This window comes from Streptomyces sp. NPDC001406, from assembly GCF_042895285.1.
In the GTDB taxonomy this organism is placed as follows: Bacteria; Actinomycetota; Actinomycetes; order Streptomycetales; family Streptomycetaceae; genus Streptomyces.
Genome location: NZ_JBIAWG010000005.1, coordinates 233,654 through 259,887, shown reverse-complemented (window position 1 = coordinate 259,887; position 26,234 = coordinate 233,654). Strand labels below are relative to the sequence as shown.

The 26,234-nt window shown below is 70.6% G+C and carries 23 protein-coding genes and 2 tRNA genes; 18 read left to right on the top strand and 7 right to left on the bottom strand.

Translation table 11 applies throughout. From position 1 onward, the window contains the following. The first annotated feature begins 3 nt into the window (after window positions 1–3). Complete coding sequence (locus ACFY1J_RS14215) at window positions 4–1,407, top strand: dipeptidase (RefSeq protein WP_390708757.1); 1,404 nt, start codon at window positions 4–6, stop codon at window positions 1,405–1,407. Between the two features lie 156 nt (window positions 1,408–1,563). Further along, window positions 1,564–2,508 carry an NAD(+) diphosphatase gene (gene nudC, locus ACFY1J_RS14210; protein WP_390708758.1) on the top strand — a complete coding sequence of 315 codons (945 nt, stop codon included), beginning with the start codon at window positions 1,564–1,566 and terminating at the stop codon, window positions 2,506–2,508. A gap of 75 nt (window positions 2,509–2,583) precedes the next feature. Here the strand turns inward: nudC and ACFY1J_RS14205 are convergent, their stop codons facing one another. Continuing rightward, complete coding sequence (locus ACFY1J_RS14205; protein WP_390708759.1) at window positions 2,584–2,826, bottom strand: mycoredoxin; 243 nt, start codon at window positions 2,824–2,826, stop codon at window positions 2,584–2,586. Window positions 2,827–3,007: 181 nt separating this feature from the next. Between ACFY1J_RS14205 and ACFY1J_RS14200 the strand changes: the two genes are divergently transcribed. From ACFY1J_RS14200 to ACFY1J_RS14180, 5 genes are all read left to right on the top strand, one after another. Next, complete coding sequence (locus ACFY1J_RS14200) at window positions 3,008–5,200, top strand: ATP-dependent DNA helicase UvrD2 (RefSeq protein ID WP_390731272.1); 2,193 nt, start codon at window positions 3,008–3,010, stop codon at window positions 5,198–5,200. Window positions 5,201–5,364: 164 nt separating this feature from the next. Further along, the gene (locus ACFY1J_RS14195) at window positions 5,365–5,688 is read left to right on the top strand and encodes a hypothetical protein (protein ID WP_390708761.1); all 324 of its coding nucleotides are present in this window, start codon (window positions 5,365–5,367) and stop codon (window positions 5,686–5,688) included. A gap of 173 nt (window positions 5,689–5,861) precedes the next feature. Continuing rightward, window positions 5,862–6,230 carry a WhiB family transcriptional regulator gene (locus tag ACFY1J_RS14190; protein WP_030038270.1) on the top strand — a complete coding sequence of 123 codons (369 nt, stop codon included), beginning with the start codon at window positions 5,862–5,864 and terminating at the stop codon, window positions 6,228–6,230. Next, window positions 6,227–6,550, top strand: coding sequence for a hypothetical protein (locus tag ACFY1J_RS14185; RefSeq protein ID WP_390708762.1), 324 nt, complete (start codon window positions 6,227–6,229; stop codon window positions 6,548–6,550). Before ACFY1J_RS14190 ends, ACFY1J_RS14185 begins: the two co-directional genes overlap by 4 nt. Window positions 6,551–6,685: 135 nt before the next feature. Then, window positions 6,686–6,895, top strand: coding sequence for a hypothetical protein (locus tag ACFY1J_RS14180; RefSeq protein ID WP_390731271.1), 210 nt, complete (start codon window positions 6,686–6,688; stop codon window positions 6,893–6,895). A gap of 6 nt (window positions 6,896–6,901) precedes the next feature. Here the strand turns inward: ACFY1J_RS14180 and ACFY1J_RS14175 are convergent, their stop codons facing one another. Then, window positions 6,902–8,263, bottom strand: coding sequence for an ABC1 kinase family protein (locus ACFY1J_RS14175; protein ID WP_390708764.1), 1,362 nt, complete (start codon window positions 8,261–8,263; stop codon window positions 6,902–6,904). Next, entirely contained in the window at window positions 8,256–9,470 is a 1,215-nt protein-coding gene (locus ACFY1J_RS14170; protein ID WP_390708765.1) for a TOMM precursor leader peptide-binding protein, read from the bottom strand. Before ACFY1J_RS14170 ends, ACFY1J_RS14175 begins: the two co-directional genes overlap by 8 nt. Window positions 9,471–9,695: 225 nt before the next feature. On the opposite strand from ACFY1J_RS14170, the gene ACFY1J_RS14165 reads away from it, so the two are divergent. The 4 genes from ACFY1J_RS14165 (at window position 9,696) to ACFY1J_RS14150 (ending at window position 13,580) form a co-directional block, all read left to right on the top strand. Further along, window positions 9,696–10,292 (top strand): M48 family metallopeptidase, encoded by a 597-nt coding sequence (locus ACFY1J_RS14165; RefSeq protein ID WP_390708766.1) that lies wholly within the window; start codon window positions 9,696–9,698, stop codon window positions 10,290–10,292. A 137-nt stretch (window positions 10,293–10,429) separates the two neighbouring features. Beyond that, complete coding sequence (locus ACFY1J_RS14160) at window positions 10,430–12,115, top strand: TerD family protein (RefSeq protein ID WP_390731270.1); 1,686 nt, start codon at window positions 10,430–10,432, stop codon at window positions 12,113–12,115. Window positions 12,116–12,126: 11 nt separating this feature from the next. After that, a complete protein-coding gene (locus tag ACFY1J_RS14155; protein ID WP_263212340.1) occupies window positions 12,127–12,807 on the top strand; it encodes an AIM24 family protein in 681 nt (226 codons plus the stop codon). A gap of 17 nt (window positions 12,808–12,824) precedes the next feature. After that, window positions 12,825–13,580, top strand: a complete 756-nt coding sequence (locus ACFY1J_RS14150) for an AIM24 family protein (protein ID WP_263212342.1) — start codon at window positions 12,825–12,827, stop codon at window positions 13,578–13,580. 58 nt (window positions 13,581–13,638) lie between these two features. On the opposite strand, the gene ACFY1J_RS14145 is transcribed toward ACFY1J_RS14150, so the two are convergent. Together ACFY1J_RS14145 and ACFY1J_RS14140 are read right to left on the bottom strand one after the other, a co-directional pair. Next, window positions 13,639–14,166, bottom strand: coding sequence for an NUDIX hydrolase (locus ACFY1J_RS14145; RefSeq protein WP_390708768.1), 528 nt, complete (start codon window positions 14,164–14,166; stop codon window positions 13,639–13,641). Further along, a complete protein-coding gene (locus tag ACFY1J_RS14140; protein ID WP_390708769.1) occupies window positions 14,163–15,599 on the bottom strand; it encodes a zinc-dependent metalloprotease in 1,437 nt (478 codons plus the stop codon). The genes ACFY1J_RS14145 and ACFY1J_RS14140 overlap by 4 nt, the downstream gene beginning before the upstream one ends. 192 nt (window positions 15,600–15,791) lie before the next feature. On the opposite strand from ACFY1J_RS14140, the gene ACFY1J_RS14135 reads away from it, so the two are divergent. The 3 genes from ACFY1J_RS14135 to ACFY1J_RS14125 all read left to right on the top strand — a co-directional run bounded on the left by ACFY1J_RS14135 (window position 15,792) and on the right by ACFY1J_RS14125 (window position 19,001). After that, complete coding sequence (locus ACFY1J_RS14135; protein ID WP_390708770.1) at window positions 15,792–16,904, top strand: SDR family oxidoreductase; 1,113 nt, start codon at window positions 15,792–15,794, stop codon at window positions 16,902–16,904. A gap of 197 nt (window positions 16,905–17,101) precedes the next feature. Next, window positions 17,102–17,563 carry a molybdenum cofactor biosynthesis protein MoaE gene (locus ACFY1J_RS14130; RefSeq protein WP_390708771.1) on the top strand — a complete coding sequence of 154 codons (462 nt, stop codon included), beginning with the start codon at window positions 17,102–17,104 and terminating at the stop codon, window positions 17,561–17,563. A gap of 340 nt (window positions 17,564–17,903) precedes the next feature. Continuing rightward, complete coding sequence (locus ACFY1J_RS14125) at window positions 17,904–19,001, top strand: PDZ domain-containing protein (RefSeq protein ID WP_390731269.1); 1,098 nt, start codon at window positions 17,904–17,906, stop codon at window positions 18,999–19,001. A 72-nt stretch (window positions 19,002–19,073) separates the two neighbouring features. Here ACFY1J_RS14125 and ACFY1J_RS14120 read toward each other — a convergent pair whose 3' ends face one another. After that, window positions 19,074–19,616 carry a PPA1309 family protein gene (locus ACFY1J_RS14120; RefSeq protein ID WP_390708773.1) on the bottom strand — a complete coding sequence of 181 codons (543 nt, stop codon included), beginning with the start codon at window positions 19,614–19,616 and terminating at the stop codon, window positions 19,074–19,076. Between the two features lie 164 nt (window positions 19,617–19,780). Between ACFY1J_RS14120 and ACFY1J_RS14115 the strand changes: the two genes are divergently transcribed. The 4 genes from ACFY1J_RS14115 (at window position 19,781) to ACFY1J_RS14100 (ending at window position 25,604) form a co-directional block, all read left to right on the top strand. Then, the gene (locus ACFY1J_RS14115; RefSeq protein ID WP_390731327.1) at window positions 19,781–22,750 is read left to right on the top strand and encodes a UPF0182 family protein; all 2,970 of its coding nucleotides are present in this window, start codon (window positions 19,781–19,783) and stop codon (window positions 22,748–22,750) included. 43 nt (window positions 22,751–22,793) lie between these two features. Next, window positions 22,794–22,867, top strand: a tRNA-Met gene (locus tag ACFY1J_RS14110). A gap of 205 nt (window positions 22,868–23,072) precedes the next feature. Further along, window positions 23,073–24,941 carry a sel1 repeat family protein gene (locus ACFY1J_RS14105; RefSeq protein WP_390708775.1) on the top strand — a complete coding sequence of 623 codons (1,869 nt, stop codon included), beginning with the start codon at window positions 23,073–23,075 and terminating at the stop codon, window positions 24,939–24,941. A gap of 589 nt (window positions 24,942–25,530) precedes the next feature. Next, window positions 25,531–25,604 (top strand) — tRNA-Met (locus tag ACFY1J_RS14100). An 81-nt stretch (window positions 25,605–25,685) separates the two neighbouring features. Here ACFY1J_RS14100 and ACFY1J_RS14095 read toward each other — a convergent pair. Beyond that, complete coding sequence (locus ACFY1J_RS14095) at window positions 25,686–26,102, bottom strand: Fur family transcriptional regulator (protein WP_390708776.1); 417 nt, start codon at window positions 26,100–26,102, stop codon at window positions 25,686–25,688. Window positions 26,103–26,234 lie beyond the last annotated feature (132 nt).

The following is a 26,234-nucleotide window of genomic DNA, read 5'->3' as shown; positions in this document are numbered from 1 at the left end:
GACATGAGCCAGACCCCGGACAGCGCCGTCCGTACGTACATCGAGCAGCACCGCGCCGCCTTCCTCGACGACCTCGCCGCATGGCTGCGCATCCCCTCCGTGTCGGCCCAGCCCGACCACGCTCCCGATGTCCGGCGCAGCGCCGACTGGCTCGCCGCCAAGCTCAAGGAGACCGGCTTCCCGGTCGCCGAGGTCTGGGAGACGCCGGGCGCCCCGGCCGTCTTCGCCGAGTGGCCCGCAGGCGACCCGGGGGCCCCGACGGTCCTCGTCTACGGCCACCACGACGTGCAGCCCGCCGCCCGCGAGGACGGCTGGGACAGCGAGCCCTTCGAGCCCCTGGTCCGCGGGAACCGTCTCTACGCGCGCGGGGCGGCCGACGACAAGGGCCAGGTGTTCTTTCACACACTCGGCGTCCGCGCCCACCTCGCCGCCACCGGCCGTACCGCCCCGGCCGTCAACCTGAAGCTCCTGATCGAGGGCGAGGAGGAATCCGGCTCCCCGCACTTCCGGGCCCTCGTTGAGGAGCACGCCGCCCGGCTCGCCGCCGACGCCGTGATCGTCTCCGACACCGGCATGTGGTCCGAGGACACCCCGACGGTGTGCACCGGCATGCGCGGCCTCGCCGAGTGCGAGATCCGGCTGTACGGCCCCGAGCAGGACATCCACTCGGGCTCCTTCGGCGGTGCCGTGCCCAACCCCGCGACCGCGGCCGCCCGCCTCGTCGCGGCCCTGCACGACGAGCACGCGCGCGTGGCGGTCCCCGGTTTCTACGACGGCATCGTCGAGCTCACGGACCGCGAGCGCGCGCTCTTCGCCGAGTTGCCCTTCGACGAGCGGCAGTGGCTGTGCACCGCCAAGTCCCACGCCACCCACGGCGAGGCCGGACACACCACCCTGGAACGCATCTGGGCCCGCCCCACCGCCGAGGTCAACGGCATCGGCGGCGGCTACCAGGGCCCCGGCAGCAAGACGATCATCCCGTCCTCGGCCATGGTGAAGCTGTCCTTTCGGCTGGTCGCGGGCCAGGACCCCGACCACATCGAGAAGGCCGTCCGCGCCTGGGCCGCCGATCAGGTGCCCGCCGGGATCCGCCTCGAAATCAACTTCGGCTCGGCCACGCGCCCGTGCCTGACCCCGCTCGACCACCCCGCCCTGCGGTCGGTGGCCCGCGCCATGGGCCGCGCCTTCGAGGGGCCGGTCCGCTTCACCCGCGAGGGCGGCTCCGGGCCCGCCGCCGACCTGCAGGAGGTCCTCGGCACGCCCGTCCTGTTCCTGGGCATCTCCGTCCCCTCCGACGGCTGGCACGCCCCGAACGAGAAGGTCGAGATCGACCTCCTCCTCAAGGGCGTCGAGACCTCCGCGTATCTGTGGGGCGACCTCGCCGAGAACTGGCGTCATGCGCCCTGACCGGCCCGCGCCGCACGGAGCGGTACCGCGCGCGGGGCACACTGGAGGGACCGCCCCGCCCGTCCCGCCCACACCCGGCCAGGTCCCCACATGCCCTTCGTCCCGCTGAACCGCCCGCCGAAACAAACCGTTCCACTGGGGGAGTTGGAAGCACCCGTGACCACCTGGACCGACCACACCGCCGACCGACCCATCTCGCTCACCGCCCCGAGCGGCATCGACCGCGCCGCCCACCACCGGCTCGACGAGGCCTGGCTTGCGGCGGCGTGGAGCCACCCCACGACCCGCTGCTTCGTGGTCTCCGGCGGCCAGGTCCTCATCGACGAGACGGTGGACGGCCGGACCGAACTCATGATGACCCCGTCCTTCGAGGCCCCGCTCACCGAGGCGCACCGCTACTTCCTGGGCACCGACGAGGACGGCATTAGCTACTTCGCGCTCCAGAAGGACGCCCTGCCCGGCCGCATCGACCAGTCCGCCCGCCCGGCGGGTCTGCGCGAGGCCGGTCTGCTCCTGTCACCTCGGGACGCGGGCCTCATGGTGCATGCGGTCGGCCTGGAGAACTGGCAGCGCACCCACCGCTTCTGCTCCCGCTGTGGCGAGCGCACCGTCATCGCCGCGGCCGGCCACATCCGCCGCTGCCCGGCCTGCGGCGCCGAGCACTACCCGCGCACCGACCCCGCCGTGATCATGGCCGTCACCGACGAGGACGACCGCATTCTGCTCGGCCGGCAGGTCCACTGGCCCGAGGGCCGCTTCTCGACGCTCGCCGGCTTCGTCGAACCCGGCGAGTCCATCGAGCAGGCGGTGCGCCGGGAGGTCTTCGAGGAGGCCGGCATCACCGTCGGCGAGGTCGAGTACGTCGCCAGCCAGCCCTGGCCGTTCCCGTCCAGCCTCATGCTCGGCTTCCTGGCCCGCGCCACCTCGACCGACGTCAACGTCGACGGCGACGAGATCCACGAGGCCCGCTGGTTCTCCCGCGAGGAACTGCACGCCGCGTTCGAGTCGGGCGAGGTGCTGCCCCCGTACGGCATCTCGATCGCGGCCCGCCTGATCGAGCTCTGGTACGGCAAGCCGCTGCCGACGCGGAGCTCCTTCTGACGAGATCCACGAAGAAGGCGGCTCCCGAGACAACTCAGGAGCCGCCTTCTTGCAACAGCCTCGGCCGTGCAGCCGTCACACGCCGATCTTCTGCTTCACCTGCGCGAGCGAGGGGTTCGTCAGCGTCGAGCCGTCGGCGAAGCGCACTGTCGGGACCGTCTGGTTTCCGCCATTCGCCTTCTCCACGAACGCCGCGGACTCCGGGTCCTGCTCGATGTTGATCTCGGTGTACGCGATGCCCTCGCGGTCCATCTGGCTCTTCAGCCGGCGGCAGTAGCCGCACCACGTGGTGCTGTACATCGTCACAGTGCCCTGCATCTCGCTCGCGCTCCTCTGGCAGCTCGGGGAAGGTCGTCCAGCACAGGAACGTACGCGACCCGGCCGCCATTCCCGCCGGGGGTATGCGCCGCACGTGACGCCTGCCGCATTAGTACGACTGCAGGGGTCTCCCTGTGGACAACCGGCACAGCCGTCTCCGGCGACCTGGCAGCATGGCCATGTGACAGCAGCAACGCACTCCACCCTCTTCCCGCCGGTACCGGACACGGCCGACGCGGTGCTCGAAGGGCTCGACCTCGAGCAGCGCGAGGTGGCCACCGCCCTGCACGGTCCGGTGTGCGTGCTGGCGGGCGCCGGCACGGGCAAGACGCGGGCGATCACCCACCGCATCGCCTATGGCGTGCGCGCGGGTGTTCTCCAGCCCTCCAGCGTGCTCGCCGTCACCTTCACCAACCGCGCCGCGGGCGAGATGCGCGGCCGCCTGCGCCAGCTCGGCGCCCAGGGTGTCCAGGCCCGCACGTTCCACTCCGCCGCGCTGCGCCAGCTGCAGTACTTCTGGCCGAAAGCGATCGGTGGCTCCCTGCCCCGGCTCGTCGACCGCAAGATCCAGCTCGTCGCGGACGCGGCCGCCGCCTGCCGGATCCGCCTCGACCGCGGCGAGCTGCGCGACGTCACCGCCGAGATCGAATGGTCCAAGGTCACCCAGACCGTCCCCGCCGACTACCCGCTCGCCGCCGTGAAGGCCGGCCGCGACGCCCCGCGCGACCCGGCCGAGATCGCCCAGCTCTATGCGGTCTACGAGGACCTCAAGCGTGACCGCGCCGTCATCGACTTCGAGGACGTCCTGCTGCTGACCGTCGCCGTCCTGCAGGACCGGCACGACATCGCCGACCAGGTCCGCTCCCAGTACCAGCACTTCGTGGTCGACGAGTACCAGGACGTCAGCCCCCTCCAGCAGCGCCTGCTGGAGCTGTGGCTCGGCGACCGGGACAGCCTGTGCGTCGTCGGCGACGCCAGCCAGACGATCTACTCGTTCACGGGAGCAACCCCCGACCACCTGATCGACTTCCGCGCCCGCCACCCCGGCGCCACCGTCGTCAAGCTCGTCCGCGACTACCGCTCCACGCCCCAGGTCGTCCGCCTCGCCAACGGTCTGCTCGCCCAGGCCCGCGGCCGGGCCGCCGACCACCGTCTCGAACTGGTCTCCCAGCGCGCCCCGGGCCCCGACCCCGTCTTCAGCGAATACCCGGACGAGCCCGCCGAGGCCGAAGGCGCCGCCGGCCGGATCCGCGAGCTCGTCGACGCCGGCGTGCCGGCTGCCGAGATCGCCATCCTGTTCCGCACGAACTCCCAGTCCGAGACCTACGAGCAGGCCCTCGCCGACGCCGGAGTCCCCTACCAGCTGCGCGGCGCCGAGCGGTTCTTCGACCGCCCCGAGGTACGCAAGGCCGGCGTCGCACTGCGAGGAGCCGCCCGCTTCGGCGGCAACGACTCGCTGCTGGACGACGTGGTGACCCTGCCTTCCCAGGTGCGCGCCGTCCTGTCGGGCGAGGGCTGGACCACCGAGCCGCCGGCCGGCTCCGGGGCCGTCCGGGAACGCTGGGAGTCGCTGGCCGCCCTGGCCAACCTCGCCCACGACTTCGCGGCCGCCCGGCCCGACGCCACCCTGAGCGACTTCGTCGCCGAACTCGACGAGCGCGCGGGCGCCCAGCACGCACCCACCGTCCAGGGCGTCACCCTGGCCTCACTGCACTCCGCCAAGGGCCTGGAGTGGGACGTCGTCTTCCTGGTCGGCATCGCCGAGGGCATGATGCCGATCACCTACGCAAAGACCGACGAGCAGATCGAGGAGGAACGCCGGCTCCTCTATGTCGGCGTGACCCGCGCCAGAGAACGGCTCCATGTCTCCTGGGCTCTGGCTCGAGCACCCGGCGGCCGTCCGAGCCGCCGCCCCAGCCGCTTCCTCGACGGACTGCGTCCCGGCTCCGCAACCATGGGCCGCTCGGCCGCCGGCACGTCCGGAGGCGTCGAACGCGGCTCCACGAGCGGCACCGTGGTGGCTCCCCGGCGCACCCAACGCACCCCCGCCCGTTGCCGAGTCTGCGGCCGGACGCTCACGGACGCGGGCGAGATGAAACTGATGCGCTGCGAGGACTGCCCCTCCGACATGGACGAGGGGATCTACGAGCGGCTGCGCGAGTGGCGCGCGGACCAGGCCCGGCGCAGCGGGCAGCCCGCCTTCTGCGTCTTCACCGACAAGACGCTGATGGCCATCGCCGAGGCCGTCCCCGACGACGACGGCGAACTGGCCCGCATCCCCGGCGTCGGCGTGCGCAAACTCAACCGCTACGGAGCCGAAGTTCTGGCCATCTGCGCAGGCCGGGAAGTCGTGGGCGACGACGAGCGCGACTGATACGAACTCGTCGAAAAAATAGTTTGCGCATGCCCCAGCAATCCCCATAGGTTCTAGGCACGGAAACCGCGGCCTTCTCGGAGGCCCTGATTCCGTGTTGTACTTGCATATCCGAACGGACTGGCACACCCCAGTCCCAGAGACGCCGAGAGGAGGCGAGTCCAGTGATCAGCATCAACACCAGCTCTGTCAGCACGGTCAAAATGACCGATCGCTCGGCCGTCTCCTTGTGCATGCTCGGCGCCTCGAACCCGGGCACCGGTCTGTCCGGCATTCGTGCCGTGCGTCCGGCGTCCGCCTCCGTTTCTCTCGCGGAACTTCCCGTCCGTGAGCGCAGCGAGCGACCGACCAAGGCACTGGAAGCAGTAGTGGCACAGGCCCATGCCTATGCCTTCACGGCGGCCGGTGCCGGATTCCGGAAGCAGACGAAGCAGCACCACCTGATGTGGGCCTTCCGTGGGCCAGAACCCTGGAGTGATCCAGCCTGATCGAATCAGGCCGGCGCCTTCAGGGCCGCGGAACCCCATCCGGGATCCGCGGCCCTTCTGTTTGCCCCGAACGGGGACGACGGAGCGAAGGAGCCTCGGGACAAGAAAAGAACCCGGTACCAGCCGCCACCCGGTCCAACCGGACCGGAACGACCAGACGAGGAAGACGAACCGTGCAACTCGAAGCGCACGCCCCGTCCGTACCGCCTTCCGAAACGATCCCCCCGCCCGGCCTCACGGAGGACTCCACCTTGACCCCGCTCACTGCGCTCACCGCGCTCGACGACGCCATCGAGAACCTCGGCGTACCCGTCCCCTGCCGGTCCTACGACCCGGAGGTCTTCTTCGCCGAGTCGCCGGCCGACGTCGAGTACGCCAAGTCCCTCTGCCGCACCTGCCCGCTGGTCGAGGCCTGCCTCGCCGGCGCCAAGGAGCGGCGTGAGCCTTGGGGCGTCTGGGGTGGCGAGCTGTTCGTCCAGGGTGTCGTCGTCGCCCGGAAGCGGCCGCGTGGTCGCCCGCGCAAGAACCCGGTCACGGCATGAACACCGCAGGAACGATCGACCGCCCCCTCACGCACGACCCCAAGAAGCAGGCCCCGATGAAGCCGTCCACCAGCGAGCCCGCAGGCTCCGCAACCCCAGACTTCACCACCAGTGGCGCGACCGACTCGCGTCAGAACAGGACCCGAGAGATGCAACTCATCCCAGAAGCCCTGGCTCGTGCGCATATGCACGACCGGCTGCACGAGGCCGAGCGGGAACGCCGGGCGCTGCGCCTGGCGACTGCCCGCCGGATGCAGCGCCGGGCCGAGCGCGCCTCGATGCGCGCCCGCCGTGCGCTCGCCATGGCCGTCATGCAGTAACCCACCACACCTGAAGCGGTGGCCTCCCGGCAACGGGAGGCGATAGCTCCCCGCGGGGGCCGGTCCGTCCGAACGGACCGGCCCCCGCGGTGCGTTTACGCGCACAATGTCCGGTCACGGCGTTATCGTCACCGGGTGACGAGTCGTCCCGGAGACAGTGACCACGGCGGCTCCCCCGCGGAGCCCCGCTTTCTGGTGTGTGCCCGCTGCGGCACCCGGGCGGAGGATCCGCAGCCCACCTGGACCTTCTCCGTGGAGAACGGCGTGCGTCGCTACTTCTGCGACGCCTGCGCCCGCGACAACCTCAGGGCGATCGAGGGCCGGCTGGACTCGGCCTGGTGGTGACGGCTTTCAGGCCCCCGCCGCCGAGTCGTCCACCTCCCCCGGTACGAACCCCGGCAGCCACTCCTCCAGTTCCTGGCGCAGCCGGACCGTCGCACCCAGCTGGCACAGCACGCCGATGGTGCTCAGGGTCACCCGGTGTATCAGGAGGTACGAGGGGGGCAGGTTGAGCTGTTTGCCCAGTTGGTAGGCGGGGGAGCGGGGGTCGGCGATACGGGCCGCCTGGCTGCGCATCCAGGTGCGGGTGAAGGTGAACTCGTCCACCAGGGCCGGCTCGATGATCGGCAGGAGGTAGTCGAGGACGGCGTCCGGGTCCAGCTTTATGGACGACTTGACGAACCCCTCGCCGCACAGCAGCTCGTAGACCGCCTCGGCCTCGCCGTCCAGGGTCATGCGCAGGGAGTCGCCGATCGGTGTCGGCAGGCCTCCGGGGAGGCGGTCGACGGTGCCGAAGTCGAGGACGCCCAGGCGCCAGTCGTGCTCGCCGTCCGGGCCGCCGGGGAGCAGACGGAAGTTGCCCGGGTGCGGATCGGCGTGCAGCAGACCGGTGCGGGCCGGGCCCGAGAAGAGGAAGCGGGCCAGGAGCTGGCCGGCGCGGTCGCGCTGTTCCGTCGTGCCGTCCGCGATCACCTCCGAGAGAGGGATCCCGTCGATCCACTCGGTGACCAGGATCTGGTCGCACTGGTGGACCACCGTGGGGACCAGCACGTCGGGGTCGTCCTGGAACTCCTCCGCGTGCACCTGCTGGGCCTGGGCCTCCAGGCCGTAGTCGAGCTCCTCCGAGACGCGGTCGCGGAGCTCGGCGATCAGCGGCTTGATGTCCATGCCGGGGATGAGCGGGCCCAACAGGCGGGCGAACCGGCTCAGTTGGGTCAGGTCGGAGAGAAGGGCCTCGCCCGCTCCGGGGTACTGCACCTTGACCGCCACCTCGCGGCCGTCGTGCCACACACCCCGGTGCACCTGTCCGATCGAGGCCGCCGCGGACGGTTTGTCCTCGAACTCCAGGAACAGATCCCGCCAGTCCGCCCCCAGCCGTTCCGCGAGCACGGAGTGCACGGTGCGGGTGGGCATCGGCGGCGCCGCGTCCTGGAGCTTCGTCAGCGCGGCGCGGTAGGGGCCGGCGATCTCTTCCGGCAGCGCCGACTCGAAGACGGACATGGCCTGCCCGAACTTCATCGCACCGCCCTTCAGCTCCCCGAGGACCTTGAACAACTGCTCCGCCGTGCGTTGTTGCAACTCGCGGCCGACGATCTCCGCGGACTCGCCCACGATCCGCTTGCCCAGGCCCCAGGTCGCCCGGCCGGCGAAGCCGAGCGGGAGCGCGGCGAGCTTGGCGGTCCGGGTGACCGCCTTCCGGGGAAGATCAGACATGCGCCCTCCAAGTCCCAGCCGGCCGCACGGCGTCTGCCTTGCGCGGTCGCTCCGCCGACGGCCGTTGTCCCGCCATTGTCTCGTGCCCTTCCCCATTCGTTGAGGTGTGTTCCCCCATACCTCTCTCCGCGGCTCCGCACGGGCATGCCGGGTGCGGCCAGACCGGTCGCGCATGCCAGTGGAGAGCCGGCAGGGAGACCTCCCATCGGGCGCCCGTGCTCGACGGTGACTCCCCGTCCAGGAAGGCGAGCGCGTGGGCGGCGGCGAGTCCGGCGACGGTCGTCGCCAGCGTCAGATCGCACGCGCCCACCCGGCGTGCCCTGCCGGAGCGCCACTGCGCGACCAGCCGGGGCCAGGCCGGGTCCCGGTCCGTGCGGTCCTGTTGCAGACAGCCGGCGCAGCCGGTCCCGCCCGGCAGGACGAACGGCCCGACGATGCCGGTGCCCTCCACGACACCCGCGTAGAGATGAGGGGTTCCGGTGGTCATGAGCGCCTCGGCGGAGGACGGGTCGGGTGTGTGGACGGACACGTCGTCCCTGGGGGCGAGGATCACCAACGAGAAGCCGGGGTCGTCGGCGGCGGGCGGTGCGGGACGGCTTCGGCGGGGTGGGCGGTCGGGCGCCGCCCCGCGGACCGCCTGGCGCGCCGCCTCGTTCCTGCGCTCGCCGACCGATTCCGGGGGCAGCCCGCCCGGCGCGACGTCCCACGGCTCGACCCGGCCGACGTCGCACACGTCCACCTCGCCGACGCCCGCGCCGGACAGCAGCGCGGCCAGCACGCAGCCGACCCGGCCCGCACCCCTCACCTGTACGCGCAGGGAGCGGCGGGCCGCCATGCGGCCGATCGCGCCGCCCGGTTCGGACGTGATCAGGGACAGCGACGCCAGATCGGGGCGCAGCCGGTCCAGAACGCCTTTCTTCTCCCGCAGGGCATCGGCCGCGGGCCCGCCGCCCCGGGCGTCGTCGAGCAGGCCCGAGCGCGACAGCCGCTCCACCAGCGCGTCGACATGGCCGTCCGGCAGGTCCATGCGGTGTCCCTCTTCGCGCAGGAGCGGAAGCCCGCGCGTGCCGTTGAGCAGGTCCAGGAAGCTGCCCGTCGCCGTGTCCATCGGACCGAGCGTCATCGCGTGCGCCGGAGTCATCCCGAACTGCACGGTATTGAGGTCGCGCCAGCCGCGCCTGAGCGCGGGTTTCACCATCGGATGCATCACAGATCCCCCGTTGCATCAGAAAAATCCCAGAACATCCCTGTTCGCCGGGGAACCGGTCGCGTTCCGCCGACAAGTGCCAGCATGCCCGGTGACGCGGGCGGGCGCCGAAAGTTGTCCACAGGCGGTGGGTTTTCGTCGTACAAATCAAACGCATGTGGGGGATCGGCATTGAACCGTCCCGGACCCGGGACTTCACGCCAGTGCAGCGGGTAACGTCGGGGCGTGCCCGCCGACCCCCTGCACCGCGCCGGAAAGCCACAGCGCAGCACGACGAGCCTGCCGCCGAGCGGCTCGGGGGCGAGCGCGATCGAGGTTCGCAGGAGCGCCCGGCGACGCCGGACGGTCTCCGCATACCGCGAGGGCGATCGCACCGTCGTGCTGATCCCCGCCCGGATGTCCGAGGCGGAGGAGCAACGCTGGGTGACCGTCATGCTCGACAAACTCGCCGCCCAGGAGAGCAGGCGGGTGCTGGGCGACGCCGAACTGGCCGAGCGTGCCCAGCGGCTGTCGGACCAGTACTTCGACGGCCGGGCCCGGCCCGCCTCTGTGCGCTGGGTCACAAATCAGAACACCCGCTGGGGGTCGTGCACCCCGGCCGAGGGCAGTATCCGCCTCTCGCACCGGTTGCAGGGCATGCCGGAGTACGTGGTCGACTATGTGCTGTGCCATGAGCTCGCGCATCTGCTGGTGCCCGGGCACGGGCCTCGTTTCTGGCGGCTGTTGGAGGCGTACCCGCGCACCGAGCGGGCCCGCGGCTATCTCGAAGGTGTGGTCGCGGCGGGGCGTTTGCCTCATTTGCCCGATGTGCGCGGTGAGTGAACTGCCCGGCGGGCAAAGCGTCCCGCGCCGCTGAGCGCGGTTGTGTACCGGGTCTGTACCGACGTCGTCCGGTGTCCGGTTTTGCCGTTAGCCTGGCGCGACGCACTCGCATTCGGGATGGGGGACGGTCGTTACGCATGGCCAGGGAATTCCAACGCGGCCACAAGGCCAGGATCAGTGACCTCACCGCGGGCATGGATCTGTACGTAGGCGTGCAGATTTCCGCCCCCGGACTGACCTTCGACATCAGCTGCTTCGGCCTCGACGCCGACGAACGTCTCTCGGACGACCGGTACTTCGTCTTCTTCAACCAGCCGAAGTCCCCCGAGGAGTCCATCCAGCTGCTGGGCGCCCAGGCGGGCGACACGGAGTCCTTCCGGATCACCCTGGACAGGATCCCGCCGCAGATCCAGAAGCTGTCGTTCACGGCGACGATCGACGGCGCCGGGCAGATGTCGCAGATCAACCCCGGATACGTCCGCATCGTCGCCGGCGGTGAGGAGGTGGCCCGGTACTCCTTCAACGGCTCGGAGTTCTCCACCGAGCGGGCCGTGATGCTGGGCGACTTCTACCTGAAGGACGTGTGGCGGTTCGCCGCCGTCGGCCAGGGCTTCGACGGCGGCCTGGAGGCGCTGCTGAAGAACTTCGGCGGCGAGGTCGTCGAAGAGGAGGCGCCCGCGGCCCCGCAGCAGCCGCAGACCGGTGCCGCTCCGGGCTTCGCCCCGCCCGCCCAGGCCGCGGCCCCACCTGCGTTCGGTGCCCCGGCCGCCCCGGCCCCCGCGCCCGCTCCGGCCCCGGCCCCCGCGCCCGTTCCGCAGGGGTTCACACCCCCGCCGGGAACCACGCCGCCCATGCCCAACGTGCACGCCGCGCCGACCGTCATCGCGCCCCTGGCCCCGCCCACCGGCGGCACGGTGCCCCCGCCGGCCCCGGCGCCCGCCCCCTACGGCCAGCCACAGCAGCCGTACGGACAGCCGCCCGCCCCGAACGCACCCATGCCCCCCGGCTACGGCCAGCCCCCGGCGCCGCAGGCCCCGGCCCCGCCCCCCGGCTACGGCCAGCCGACCCCGCCCCCGGGCTACGGTCAGCAGCCGCCGTTCGGGCAGGTCCCCGGCCAGCAGCCCGCCTCCTACGGAGTGCCGCAGGGCGCTCCTCAGGGCGGCGCCGGTGTGGCCGCCGCGCTCCAGCAGTTCAAGGAGACGCCCACCGGGCAGCGCTGGACGCAGCAGAACAAGAAGCTGATCCGGGTCGACCTCGGCATCGGCGGCCAGCCCGTCCTCGCCCGCCAGGGCAGCATGGTGCTCTACCAGGGCAAGGTCGACTTCAGCTACAAGGGCGCCGGTTTCGCCGGCCGGATCGTGGGCAACGCGACCGGCCAGGAGATGCAGCTGATGCGCTGTACGGGCCACGGCCAGGTGTTCCTCGCCGAGAACTCCACCCACCTGCACCCCGTCGAGCTCCAGGGCGACGCGATCTGTGTCTCCGCGGAGAACGTCCTTGCCTTCGACGAGAGCCTCCAGTACGAGGTCCGCCGCGTCGAGGGGCACGGCATTCCCGGGGGCGCGCTGTTCACGATGCAGTTCCAGGGGACCGGCACGATCGTCGTCAAGACGCACGGCACACCCGTCGTCCTGCCGGTGACGCCCACGACGTTCGCCGACTGCAACGCGGTCGTCGCGTGGTCCGCCGCCGCCCAGGTGATCGTCTCCAGCCAGGTCCGGATGCGCCGCAACGCCTATCCGGGCGACACCGGCGAGAGCGTCAACCTCCAGTTCCGGGGAGCGCCCGGCAACTTCATCGTCGTCCAGCCGTACGAGGTCTGAGGGAGCCCGTCATGAACCAGCCACTTGCGGGCTACGCCCCCGCACCCGTCACCGCCCGCATGGAGAACCACGGCAACCACATGCTGAAGGTCGCCATGCAGACCGGGAACGACCTCCTCGCGCGCGTGGGGTCGATGGTCGCCTACGAGGGCTTCGTCCAGTACGAGCCCAACCCGCCGGCCGTGCGCCAGATCGCCCGCGACTGGATCACCGGCGAGGGCGCCCCCCTGATGAAGTGCTCCGGCGACGGCCTGCTCTACCTCGCCGACTACGGGGCGAACGTCGTCGTGATCAACCTCAACGGCGACGGCATCTCCGTCAACGCCACCAACCTGCTCGCCTTCGACGCGCACCTCACCTGGGGCGTGGAGCGGGTCAAGGGGCTGGCGAAGTTCGCCGGACAGGGGCTGTGGAACACGAAGATCTCCGGTCAGGGCTGGGTGGCCCTGACCTCGCGCGGCAAGCCGATCGTCGTCGACTGCGGCGGCGGTGAGGACGAGACGTACGTCGACCCCGACGCGCTCGTCGCCTGGTCCCCGAACCTCAAGGTCAAGGGCAAGCGCAGCTTCAAGGCGCAGTCGCTGATCGGCCGGGGCAGCGGCGAAGCCTTCCAGATGGCCTTCTCCGGCCAGGGGATCGTCGTCGTCCAGCCCAGCGAGGACAGCACCGACCGCCTCCGGATCCGGGGCTGAGGGGGACCAGAGACACCATGCAGAGCCCGCTTTTCGCCTTCAACGACTCACAGGCCCAGGAGCGCTACAGCCTGCAGAGCAAGCAGATGCTGCGCGTCGTCCTGGAGGGCCACGACGACATCCTCGCCCGCAAGGGCACCATGGTCGCCTACCAGGGCCTCGTCGAGTTCGACGCCGAGTACCAGAGCAACAACCAGGCACGCGCGCGTGCCTACACCGGCGAGGGTCTCAACCTGATGCGCTGCCACGGGCAGGGCACGGTCTACCTCGCCAACCTCGCCCAGCACATCCACGTGGTGGACGTGGAACAGGACGGGCTGACCGTCGACAGCAGCTATGTCCTGGCCATGGACTCCTCGCTGCACCACGAGGTCATCGCCGTCGACAGCCTGTACGGCATCTCCGGCTCCGGGAAGTACCAGCTCAACATCACCGGTCGCGGCAAGGTCGCCCTGATGACCTCCGGTGCGCCGCTGATGATGCAGGTCACGCCCGACAAGTACGTCAACTGCGACGCCGACGCGATCGTCGCCTGGTCCACCGGGCTGCGTGTGCAGATGCAGGCCCAGACGCACTCCTCCGGTGTGTGGCGGCGGCGCGGCAACACCGGCGAGGGCTGGGAGCTGAGCTTCATGGGCAGCGGCTTCGCGCTGGTGCAGCCCAGTGAGCTGCTGCCGCCGCAGAACGCGGTGATCGGCCAGGGCGTCGCCGCGCAGTTCGGCATGGGGCAGCACGGGGCGCGAGCGCAGAACCAGGGGAACGTCTGGAGCTGAGCGTCCGGTAAGGCGACGTAAGGGGCGACCGCCTGGGCGGTCGCCCCTTACTCGTGGCTCAGGCTCCGAGCCTGGCGCGCGTCGCCTCCAGCAGCCGTACGACCGAGTCGTCGGCGACCTCCGCCACCTCGTCGTAGGCGAACCAGCGCACGTCCAGCGACTCGTCGCTGACGGCGTGCTCGGCGTCGCGCGGGGCGAGGACCGCGTACTGGACGTCGAAGTGCCAGTGGCACGGCGGGGGGATCGGATGCCGGTCCAGGCGGACCGGGCCGCCCGCAAGCAGCGTCAGACCCCGGATGCCGGACTCCTCGGTCGCCTCACGCAGCGCCGCCGCCTCCAGCGTCACGTCGCCCGGCTCGCAGTGGCCGCCCATCTGCAGCCACATCCGCAGCTTCCTGTGCAGCGTGAGCAGCACACGGCCGCGCTCCGGGTCGATCACCAGGGCGCTCGCCGTGATGTGGCCCGCGTGGCAGGCCTTCCACATGCCGTCCGGGTGTTCCGCCAAATGGTCCAGGTAGGACCGGCACAGCCCTTCCTGGCCCTCGAAGCCCTTCAGCGCGAGGACCGCGTCGTCGTGCAGGCTCACTCGGTGTCGTCGCCCTTGTCGTCCTCGGTGTCCTTCTTCAGGTTCGGCTTCTCGCCGGAGCCGCCCGCCGCCTCGCCGAGGAGCTTGTCCAGCTCGGAGAAGTCGAGCTGCTCGCGGTGCACGAAGCCGTCCGGGTCGTCCAGGTCGGTGGCCGTCGGCAGCATGTCCGGGTGGGCCCACAGGGCGTCCCGGCCGTCGACCCCGCGGGCGTCGGTGAGCGAGGCCCACAGGCGGGAGGCGTCGCGCAGCCGACGCGGGCGCAGCTCCAGGCCGATCAGCGTGGCGAACGTCTGCTCCGCCGGGCCGCCCGTGGCGCGGCGGCGGCGCAGCGTCTCGCGCAGGGCGTCGGCGGACGACAGACGCGGCTTCGCGGCCGCGTGGACCACCGCGTCCACCCAGCCCTCGACGAGCGCCAGAGCCGTCTCCAGACGGGCCAGAGCGGCCTTCTGCTCGGGCGTGTCCTCCGGCTGGAACATGCCCTGCTGAAGCGCGTCCTGCAACTGCTCCGGGTTCTGCGGGTCGAACTGGCCGACGACGTCCTCCAGCTTGGCCGTGTCGACCTTGATCCCGCGCGCGTACCCGTCGACCGCGCCGAACAGGTGCGAGCGCAGCCACGGCACATGGGAGAACAGGCGCTGGTGGGCGGCCTCGCGCAGGGCGAGGTAGAGCCGCACCTCGTCCTTCGGCACGCCCAGGTCCTTGCCGAACGCCTCGATGTTCACCGGCAGCAGGGCGGCCCTGCCCGCCGGGCCGAGCGGCAGCCCGATGTCGGTCGAGCCGACGACCTCGCCCGCGAGCACGCCCACGGCCTGCCCGATCTGCGTGCCGAACATGGCACCGCCCATCGAGCGCATCATGCCGATCAGCGGGCCGGCCATGGCCTGCATCTCCTCCGGCAGGACATCGCCCATCGCCGCGCCGACGCGCTCCGCGACCGGGTCGACGAGCTCCTTCCACGCGGGCAGGGTCGCCTCGACCCATTCCGCGCGCGACCACGCCACCGCGGAGCCGGCACCGGACGGCAGGGACGTCGCGTCGTCCAGCCACAGGTCGGCCAGGCGGACGGCCTCCTCGACCGCCGTGCGCTCGGCCGGGCCGATGCTCGTGTCCTTGACGCCGTCCTGCGTGCCCTGGGAGACCGTCTGGCGGGCGATCTGCTTGGCCATGTCCCAGTTCACCGGGCCGCCCTCGTAGGAGAGCATCTGGCCCAGCTGCTGGAACGCGGCGCCCAGGTCGGTGGGGTTCAGTGAACCGAACATGGCAGCGAGCGGATTGTCCGCACCAGGGCCGCCCAAGCCCCCGGCTCCGGGCCCGAAACCGAACGGGTTGGCCGGTCCCTGCCCACCACCGCTCTGCTGGTCCTTCTTCTTGCCCTCGTCGCCGTCTTCCGGCTCCTCCGGCGGAAGGCCGAATCCGAATGGGGTGTCACTCACGGGGTTCCTCGGCTGGTAAGGCCGCCGGTTCTCTCCGGCGGCGCGGCTGCCCGACAACACCACCCAGCGTAGACACCCGGGCCGGTTCGGGCCTCGGTGCTTCGCCGACTCTCGGCCTGCGGCAGGATGGATGCCACCTGGTACGTACGCGTCACTCGCGCCCGTACTGAAGACAACCGCTGGAGACGCCCGGTGAGTTCCCCAGATCCGCAGATTCGCGGAGCGCGAAACCATTCCACCCCTCCCGCGGTGCGCGGGCCCGTTGTCGCGGTCACCGGTGCCGCGACCGGGGTCGGCGCGCTGCTCACCGAGCGGCTCGCCGCGTCCGACGCGATCAAGCAGGTCGTCGCCATCGACGAGCGGCGCGGCGAGTGCGCGGCGGCGCAGTGGCACATTCTCGATGTGCGGGATCCGGCCATCGCGGACAAGCTGCGGGGCGCGGACGTGGTGGTGCACCTGGCGCTCGACCTCGACCTGGGGAGTGACGCTGCCGCCCGGACGGCCTACAACGTACGGGGGACGCAGACCGTGCTGACCGCCGCGGCGGCGGCCGGAGTGCACCGTGTGGTGCTGTGCACGTCGTCGATGGTCTACGGGGCGCTGCCGGACAACGAGCTGCCGCTGTCGGAGGACGCGGAGCTGCGGGCGACGGCCGAGGCCACCGGTGTGGGGGACCTGCTGGAGATCGAGCGGCTCGCGCGGCGCGCTCCCCGGGCGCATCCGGGGCTCAACGTCACCGTGGTGCGGCCCGCCGTGCTGGTCGGGGGCACCGACACCGCGCTGACCAGGTACTTCGAGTCGCCTCGGCTGCTTGTCGTGGCCGGGTCGCGGCCCGCCTGGCAGTTCTGCCACGTCGAAGACCTGTGCAGTGCTCTGGAGTACGCGGTCGTGGAGAAGGTCGACGGCGAGCTGGCCGTCGGCTGTGACGGGTGGCTGGAGCAGGAGGAGGTCGAGGAGCTCAGCGGGATCCGGCGGATGGAGCTGCCGTCGGCCGTCGCGCTGGGTGCGGCGGCACGGCTGCACCGGATCGGGCTCACTCCGTCCCCGGCCGGGGACCTGGCGTACACGATGTACCCCTGGGTGGTGAGCGGGAGCCGGCTGCACGACGCCGGGTGGCGGCCGCGGTGGACCAATGAGGAGGTGCTCGCGGAGCTGCTGGAGGAGGTGTCCGGGCGGCACACGGTCGCGGGGCGGCGGCTCGGCCGCAAGGACGCCACGGCCGCGGGTGCGGCGGGGGCGACGGTGGCCCTGCTGGGCGCTGCCGCCGTGGTCCGGCGGGCTCGGAAGGCTCGGCGGCGCCTGTGAGCCAAGGGGCTCCGCCTCCTTCAGCCGCCCCAGGGGCTCCGCCTCCTTCAGCCGCCCCAGGGGCTCCCGTTCCCGGCTTCCGGACCGGCGGGAGGCCGGTTGCGAAGTGGCCCTGTAGGACACTCCGAATCGCCCCGCGCGCGTGACTGATGAAAGCCGCATTCCGTGTCGTCCGAAGCATGGGGCACGATGGAGGCATGGCACTCACGAACGATCACCCCGGCGAGCAGACGGCTCAGGAGCCCATCAAGCTGATCGCCATCCGCGAGACCGCGCTCTCCGTGGACGAGGTTTTCCGGGCCGTCGGGGACGAGGCGGCGGGCGGCATCGCGCTCTTCGTGGGGACCGTGCGGAATCACGACGGCGGGGCCGACGTCGACGAGCTCGGGTACTCCTGCCACCCCAGTGCCGAGGCCGAGATGCGCAGGATCGCCGAGAAGGTGGTCGCGGAGTTCCCGGTGCGGGCGCTGGCCGCCGTCCACCGTGTGGGGGACCTGGGGGTCGGGGACCTCGCCGTCGTCGTCGCGGTCGCGTGTCCGCACCGGGGCGAGGCCTTCGAGGCCTGCCGGAAGCTGATCGACGACCTCAAGCACGAAGTGCCCATCTGGAAGCACCAGAAGTTCTCCGACGGGACCGAGGAATGGGTCGGGGCCTGCTGATTTCACCCCGCCGTCCTCCGGTTGCGTAACCACACCCCCGGCGTGAGCGTTGTCAGTGCGGATGGTTAATCTGCTGATCAGTCAGTCGCGGACGCTCATGGGGTCGGGAGGTCGGCATGGCGGCGCTCGCCTGGTTGCTTATTCCGTTTGTCGCTGCGATAGGCGCCGGTCTGTGGGGAAGTTGGGCCAATCGGACCCGGAAGGCCCGCAGCGACGGCCCGGAGCTCGACGGGTACGCCCGCTTCCGCGAGGCCATGGAGAGGTCCCACTCCAGTACCTGAGGCATGTGGCGGGGGTGCCCTGACGGTGTGCTGACAGACGCGTCCCGTACTGTCGAGACATGCCACGCCGCACCGCGACGATGCTCGCCTCCACCCTGATGCTGATCGCGCTCCTGTGCGCGGGAGTGCTCATCCCCGTGCCGTACTCGGAGATGTCCCCGGGGCCGACCGTGAACACCCTCGGGGACCATGACGGCGAGCCGGTGCTGCAGGTCTCCGGGCACAAGACCTACGCCACGTCCGGACACCTCAACATGACCACCGTGCGGGTCACCAGCGCCGACTACAAGATGAACCTCGTCGAGGCCGTCTACGGCTGGCTGGCGCACGACACCAAGGTGGTGCCGCACGACACGCTCTACCCGGACGGCAAGACGGAGGAACAGTCCACCCAGGAGAACGCCGAGGAGTTCAGCCAGTCCCAGGAGAGCGCCAAGGTCGCGGCCCTGAAGGAGCTCGGCGTCCCCGTGAAGTCCTGGGTGATCGTCTCCACGGTGGTCAAGAACTCCCCGGCCGAGGGCAGGCTGCACGCCGGTGACGTGATCAAGGCCGTCGACGGCACGGCGGTCAAGCAGCCTTCCGACGTCGCGAAGCTGGTGACCAGGCACAAGCCCGGTCAGGACGTTGTCTTCACCGTGGTCCCGGCCAAGGAGCAGGCCGCCGCCGAGAAGGCGAACAGGACGGCGACCAGGACCCAGGACGTCACGATCACCACCGCGACGTCCAGCGACAGCGGTGCCAAGCGCGCCATCGTCGGGATCTCCGCGGGGACGGACCACACCTTCCCGTTCACCATCGACATCAAGCTCGCCGACGTCGGCGGGCCCAGCGCCGGACTGATGTTCGCGCTCGGCATCTACGACAAGCTCACCCCGGGCAGCCTCACCGGCGGCAAGTTCGTCGCCGGCACCGGCACCATCGACGACGAGGGCACCGTCGGGCCGATCGGCGGCATCGAGATGAAGACCGTCGGCGCACACAACAAGGGCGCCCAGTACTTCCTCACGCCCGCCGACAACTGCGCGGCCGCCGCGAAGGACACCCCGAGCGGTCTCACCCTCGTCAAGGTGAAGACCATCGACGACGCCCTCGGCGCCCTCAAGGACATCGGCAGCGGCGACACCGCCGCCCTGCCGAAGTGCACCACCAAGGGCTGACCGCCGGCACCCGCACACGGCTGGGGGCGCTCCTCGTCACGAGGGGCGCCCCCAGTGCCGTACCGCAGGACCTCAGTCCTCGAACGTCGCGTTCAGCGCCTCCGCCAGACCGGGCACCAGGTCGGGGCCGGTGAGAACCTCCGTCGGGGTGTCCTTCTCGCGCAGCCGCACCGCGGACTCGCGGGTGCCGTCGCGCAGGACGGCGACCGTCATCCGGACCTCTTGACGCTCGGGGTGGTCCGCCACCCACTTCGCCAGCTTCGCCCCGCTCATGCCCTGCGGGACCTGGGCCTCGGCGGACGGCGGCAGCATCAGACGCTCGACCGTGAGCGCGCAGCCGGCCACCGCGTCGGGCCAGGCGATGGTGCCGAGGAACTCGTCGAGCGCCTTGTCCGTTGGAACCTCGTCCTGCTCGATCGGGGTGAGACCGGTGGCACCGGACTCTTCCTGCAGGCCCAGTTGGGCCGCGAGGGCAGGTTCCTGGGCCCGCAGCCGTGCGGTGTCTACGAGGGCGAAGAGGCGAGCGGGCTGGTCCCAGCCGAGGCCGGAGGCGTACTCGTCGATCTCGAGTACGGCCCGGGTGAGCGGGCTCGCTGCCATGGGAGTGTTGGACATGGTCACAATCCTGCCTCGTTCCCGGCCGGAATCGGGAACCGAGTAAACGGTGAGTAAGTTGCATAGGTGTGGGCCCACGATCACGGGGGGCCACGGACGGTCCACGAACACGGGGGCCTGACGGATCAACAGCGAACTTCGAGGTGCGCACCTTGGCTTTCCAGATGCCGGACCGCGGCGGGGGCCCGACGGGGCCGCGGATCAGAGTGGGCCGCCCGTCCCGGCGCGCCCGCAGCCTGCTCATGACACTGGGTGTCCTTGCCGTCCTCGGCATGGCGTTCACCATGTTCGCGGGCTTCTGGACGGACTGGCTGTGGTACCGCTCGGTGCACTACTCGTCCGTGTTCACCACCACGCTGTGGACCAAGATCGGGCTCTTCTTCGTCTTCGGCCTGCTGATGGCGGCCGCGGTCGGCTTCAACATCTGGCTCGCGCACCGGCTGCGGCCCCCGCTGAGCGCCATGTCCATGGAGCAGCAGAGCCTCGACCGCTACCGGATGGGCATCGCGCCGTACAAGACATGGCTGCTGCTCGGCATCACCGCGCTGGTGGGCCTGATCGCGGGCGCGTCCGCGGCGGGTCAGTGGCGGACCTGGCTGATGTGGGTCAACGGCGTGCCCTTCCACCAGAAGGACCCGCAGTTCCACCTCGACGTCTCCTTCTACGCCTTCGATCTTCCCTGGTACCGCTTCCTGCTGGGCTTCGGCTTCGCCACCGCGATCCTGTCCCTGATCGCCGCCGCGCTGACCCACTACCTGTACGGCGGGCTGCGCGTCACCAGCCCGGGCGCGCGCGCCACGGCAGCGGCCACCGGGCACCTGTCGGTGCTGCTCGGCATCTTCGTCGCCCTGAAGGCGGTCGCCTACTGGCTCGACCGGTACGGACTCGCCGTCAAGTCCAGCGACTTCAAGGCGACCGGGAACTGGACGGGCCTGCGGTACGTCGACGCGAACGCCTATCTCCCGGCCAAGACGATCCTGTTCTGCATCGCCGTCATCTGCGCGCTGCTGTTCTTCGCCACCCTGTGGCGGCGCACCTGGCAACTGCCCGTGATCGGCTTCGGGCTGATGGTGCTCTCGGCGATCCTCATCGGCGGCCTGTACCCGGCCATCGTCCAGAAGTTCCAGGTCCAGCCCAACGAGCAGGCCAAGGAAGCCCCGTACGTCCAGAAGAACCTCAAGGCGACCCGCGAGGCGTACGGCATCGACGACGCCCAGGTCAGCGAGTACGAGGGCAAGAGCAACACCGCGGACAAGACGAAGCTGCGTGACGACGTCGACGGCGCGGCGAGCATCCGGATCATGGACCCGAACGTCGTCTCGCCGACGTTCCAGCAGCTCCAGCAGATGCGGAACTACTACGGTTTCCCGACCAACCTCGACGTCGACCGGTACCGCACCAAGGACGGCAACAAGGACCAGGACACCGTCATCGGTCTGCGTGAGCTGAACCTCGACGGCATTCCGAAGAACAACTGGATCAACGACCACTTCCGCTACACCCATGGCTACGGCGTGGTCGCCGCCAAGGGCACCGAGGCTGACTCCGAGGGCCGCCCGGTCTTCACCGAGTACGACCTGCCGTCCCAGGGCGACCTGCCGACGTACCAGCAGCGGATCTACTACGGCGAGAAGACCAACACGTACTCGATCGTCGGCGGTCCCCAGAAGGAGATCGACTACTCCGACGACAACGGCGAGAAGACCACCAGCTACAAGGCGAAGAGCGGGGTCAACCTCTCCAACCCGATCAACCGGGCCGCGTACGCGGTGGCGTTCAACGAGCCGCAGATCCTCTACTCCGGCGCGATCGGCGAGGGCTCGCGGATCCTGTACAACCGCACGCCCAAGGAGCGCGTCGAGGCGGTCGCCCCCTGGCTGACCATCGACGGCGACGCGTACCCGGCGGTCGTGGACGGTCACATCCAGTGGATCGTGGACGCGTACACGACGACGAACGGCTACCCGTACGCCTCCCGTACGACCCTGGGCGATACGACGGCCGACTCGCTGACCGCCACCAACAACTCCCGTGCGGTGGTTGCCCAGCAGAACCAGGTCAACTACATCCGCAACTCGGTGAAGGCGACCGTCGACGCGTACACCGGCGAGGTCAAGCTCTACCAGTGGGACACCAAGGACCCGGTGCTGAAGACCTGGATGAAGGCCTTCCCCGGCACGGTGAAGCCGAAGACGGCCATCTCCGACTCGCTGATGGCTCATCTGCGCTACCCCCAGGACCTGTTCAAGGTCCAGCGCGAGCTGCTCACCCGCTACCACGTGACAGACGCGCAGACCTTCCTGACCGGCAGCGAGGTGTGGCAGGTGCCGGACGACCCGACCAACAAGTCGGGCAACGCGGTGCCGCCGTACTACCTGAGCATGCAGATGCCCGGCCAGACGTCGCAGGCGTTCTCGCTGTCCACGACGTTCACCCCGAACGGGCGTGACAACCTCAGCGCCTTCATGTCGATCGACGCCGAGGCCGGCACGCCCGACTACGGCAAGATCAGAATCCTGAAGCTGCCGACGAGCACAACGGTCAACGGGCCCAAACAGGTTCAGAGCCAGTTCAACTCCGAACAGGACATCGCCTCGGCCATCAGCCTGCTGAGCCGCGGGCATTCGAGCGTGGAGTACGGCAACCTGCTGGCGGTGCCGCTCGACGGCGGACTGCTCTACGTGGAACCCGTCTATGTGCGCGGCGGCGGTCTCAAGTACCCGCTGCTGCGGAAGGTATTGGTGAGCTACGGCACCAGCTATGCCTTCGAGGACACGCTCGACCAGGCTCTCGACAGGGTCTTCGGAGTGAAGGGTTCGACCAGTACGCCACCGGACACCGACACCGGCAATCCGCCGAAGTCCGGCAACCCGACGGTCCAACAGGCGCTGAGTGACGCCCAGAAGGCCTTCGACGCGGGGCAGGAAGCCCTGAAGAAGGGCGACTGGGAGGCGTACGGCAAGGCGCAGAAGGATCTGCAGGACGCGCTGAAGCGGGCCGAGGACGCCCAGTCGAAGGCCGGCAAGGCCGGCGGCGGCAACAACGACGGGAAGACGGGCGGCAGTCCGAGTCCGAGTAGCAGTCCCAGTCCGAGTAGCAGTCCGAGTCCGAGCGGCAGTCCGAGCAGCGGCTGATCAATTCTTCATCCCGTGCCGTGATACGGTTGCCGCACAACGGCGCGGGGTGGAGCAGCTCGGTAGCTCGCTGGGCTCATAACCCAGAGGTCGCAGGTTCAAATCCTGTCCCCGCTACTGAAGTCGAAGGCCCGGATCCTTTCAGGATCCGGGCCTTCGTGGTGTGCGAACGCATGTGCCGGTCGGCGGGGTCGCCGTGCCGCCGCGGGGACTTGGCCCGCGTGTGTTTGACTTGTCTCTCTGTGGGCATGTCGACAAAACGCTGAAGTGACCTCCCGGGCTGCGGTATACCGGGTGTACCGAGGTTGCAGGTGGTGCGACGATGGACGTTATGGGGGACAAGGCAACTCTGTTGGAGACCGGGCGTTTTGCGCAGAATTATGACCATGCGCAGCCTTCTGACGTGGTGGAGCCTTCCGACTTGGCGCAGCCTTCCGGCCGGGACGAGGCCGGCGAGGCTGCCGAGGAGGTGCGTCAGCGGCTTGCCGTGGAGGCCGGTGACGTCGAGGCGATGAGCGTCCTCGGTGCCATGCTGCTGCGCCGTGGCGATCTCGACGGAGCCGAGCCTCATCTGCGTGCCGCCACCGCCGCCGGCGACCGTGCCGCCGCCAACAACCTCGGTGTCCTGCTGCATCAGCGCGGCTATGCCGAGGAGGCCGCCGGATGGTGGCGGATCGCGGCCGTCGCCGGTTCCGCGGCCGCGGCGCATGCGCTGGGCCGTCACCACCGTGAGCGCGGGGACGAGCCCGCCGCCGAGTACTGGCTGCGGCAGTCCGCCGAGCAGGGGCACGCGCTCGGTGCGTACGCGCTCGCCGACCTGCTGGAGCACCGGGGGGTGGCCGGCGCCGAGCAGTGGATGCGGGCCGCGGCCGAGCGGGGGCATCGCGAGGCGGCGTACCGGCTGGCTCGCGCGCTCGATCGCAAGGCCGGGGTGGAGGGGGACGGCGGGGCTGACAACGGTGTCGCGTCCGTCTTTCTGGAGGAGGCCGAGCAGTGGTACCGGCAGGCCGCCGCGCGTGGACACCGGCGGGCCGCGCTGCAGCTCGGGGCGATCCTGGAGAAGCGGGGCGAGCTCAAGGAGGCCGGGCGCTGGTATCTGACCTCCGCCAAGGACGGGGAGGCGCGGGCCGCCTGTGCGCTCGGGTTCCTGCTGCGTGACGCGGGGGACACCGAGAGTGCCGCTGTGTGGTGGCTGCGGGCCGCGCAGGACGGTGACGGCAACGCGGCGAACGCGCTGGGCGCGCTGCACGCCGAGCGCGGGGAGACGCAGACCGCCGAGCGGTGGTACCGGGCGGCCATGGACGCCGGGGACGACAACGGGGCGTACAACCTGGGGCTGCTCTGCGCCGAGCAGGGGCGGACCGCGCAGGCCGAGCAGTGGTACCGGCGGGCCGCGTACGCCGGGCACCGGGAGGCGGCGAACGCGCTGGCGATCCTGCTGCTGCAGGTGGGCGACACGACCGGGGCCGAGCCGTGGTTCTCCAAGGCGGCCGAGGCGGGGAGCGTGGACGCCGCGTTCAACCTGGGGATTCTGTATGCCGGGCGGGGCACCGAGGACGACGCCGTGGTCGCGCTGCGGTGGTACGAGCGGGCGGCTGCCGCCGGGCACACGGAGGCGGCACTGCAGGTCGGGATGGCGCGGCTGCGGGACGGGAACGAGCAGGAGGCCGAGCGGCATCTGCGGTGCGCGGCGGGCGGCGGGAGCGCGGAGGCGGCGTACCGGCTGGCCACCGTGCTGGACGCGCGGCGGCCGGCGGCGTCCGCGCATGAGCTCGGGGAGTCGGTGCACGAGAAGACCGAGTGCGAGGAGTGGTACGAGCGGGCGGCTTCTCAGGGGCATCGGCGGGCGCAGGTGCGGGTCGGGATGCTGGCCGCGGCGCGCGGTGACGTCGTGGAGGCGGCGCGGTGGTACCAGGAGGCTGCCGAGGCCGGCTCGCGGAACGGGGCGTTCAATCTGGGGTTGCTGCTGGCTCGGGAGGGGAGTGAGCCGGAGGCGGCGGTGTGGTGGACGCGGGCCGCTGACGCGGGGCATGGGCGGGCGGCACTTCGGCTTGCCCTCGTCTACGCGCGTCGGGGGGAGCTGGCGGAGGGGCAGCGGTGGGCCGACCGGGCGGTGACGCTGGGGCCGGAGGAGGTCACCGAGCGGGCGGCGCGGTTGCGGGATGCATTGCGGGAGGAGCTGTCGGCGTGACGCTGCGCTGAGCTTGGGCGGCTTCTCTGCCCACCCGCCCACCCGACTCGGTCGGCCAAGAGGTTGTCGTCCCACGGGGCTCCGCCCCGTACCCCGGCGGGGGCTGCGCCCCCTGCGCCCCCTGCCTGGCTCGGTTGGCTGTGAGGTCACTGTTTTCCCTGGGCTGTGCCCGGTCCTGGTGGGGGCTGGGGCGCTGGCCGCCTGGCTCAGTCGGCCGAGAGGTTGTCGTTCCCTGGGGCTTCGCCCCGACCCGGGCGGGGGTTGGGCCCCCTGCACCCCTGTGTGTCTGGCTCGGTTGGCTGGGAGGGCACACCGTTGCCCTGGCTGTGCCGTGGGCCCTGGTGGGGGCTGCACCGCTGGCCGCCCGACTCGGTCGGCCAAGAGAGGCCACCGTCTCCTGGGGCTTCGCCCCGGACCCGGGCGGGGGCTGCGCCCCCTGCACCCCTGCGTGCCTGGCTCGGTTGGCTGACAGGTTGCTGTTCACCTGGGGGCTTCGCCCCAGGCTCCGGCCTGCGGGGCAGGAGCTCCGCAGGCTCAGACAAGCAATTTGCCTCCCTCCGCGTCCTTGACGTAATGTTGCGTTCACCGACGCGGGGTGGAGCAGCTCGGTAGCTCGCTGGGCTCATAACCCAGAGGTCGCAGGTTCAAATCCTGTCCCCGCTACTGAAGGCCGAAGGGCCCGGATCCTAGGATCCGGGCCCTTCGGCGTTTGTCGTGGCGTCCGACGGAGAAGGAGCGTGGGCTTCAGGACGATGCGCAGTTCGGGCAGGTGCCGCGGTAGGTCACCTCTACGTCCGAGACCGTGAAGCCGAAGCGTTCCGAGTCGGGGAGGTCGGCCAGCGGGTTGCCCGTCGGGTGGACGTCGCGGATCGCGCCGCACCGGGCGCAGACCAGGTGGTGGTGCGGCTGGTGTGCGTTCGGGTCGTACCGCTTGGCGCGCTTGTCCGTGGAGACCTCGAGCACCTCGCCGAGGGTCACCAGCTCACCCAGCGTGTTGTAGACGGTCGCCCGGGAGATCTCCGGCAGCTTCGCGACGGCACGCGCGTGCACCTCGTCGGCCGTCAGGTGGACGTGTTCGCCGTCGAGAACCTCGGCCACGACGCGCCGCTGCGCGGTCATCCGCCATCCGCGTCCGCGCAGCCGTTCCAGAAGGTCGCTCATGAGGACCAGCCTAACAGCAAGGGGACCCAAGTCCCGAACAGGTGTGAGTTTGGAGGCTTGCTCGATTTAGATATTGTCTATTGTAGGATCTAGGCTGGCTTTAGCCAAGAGATAGAAAAGTTAGTCATGCGC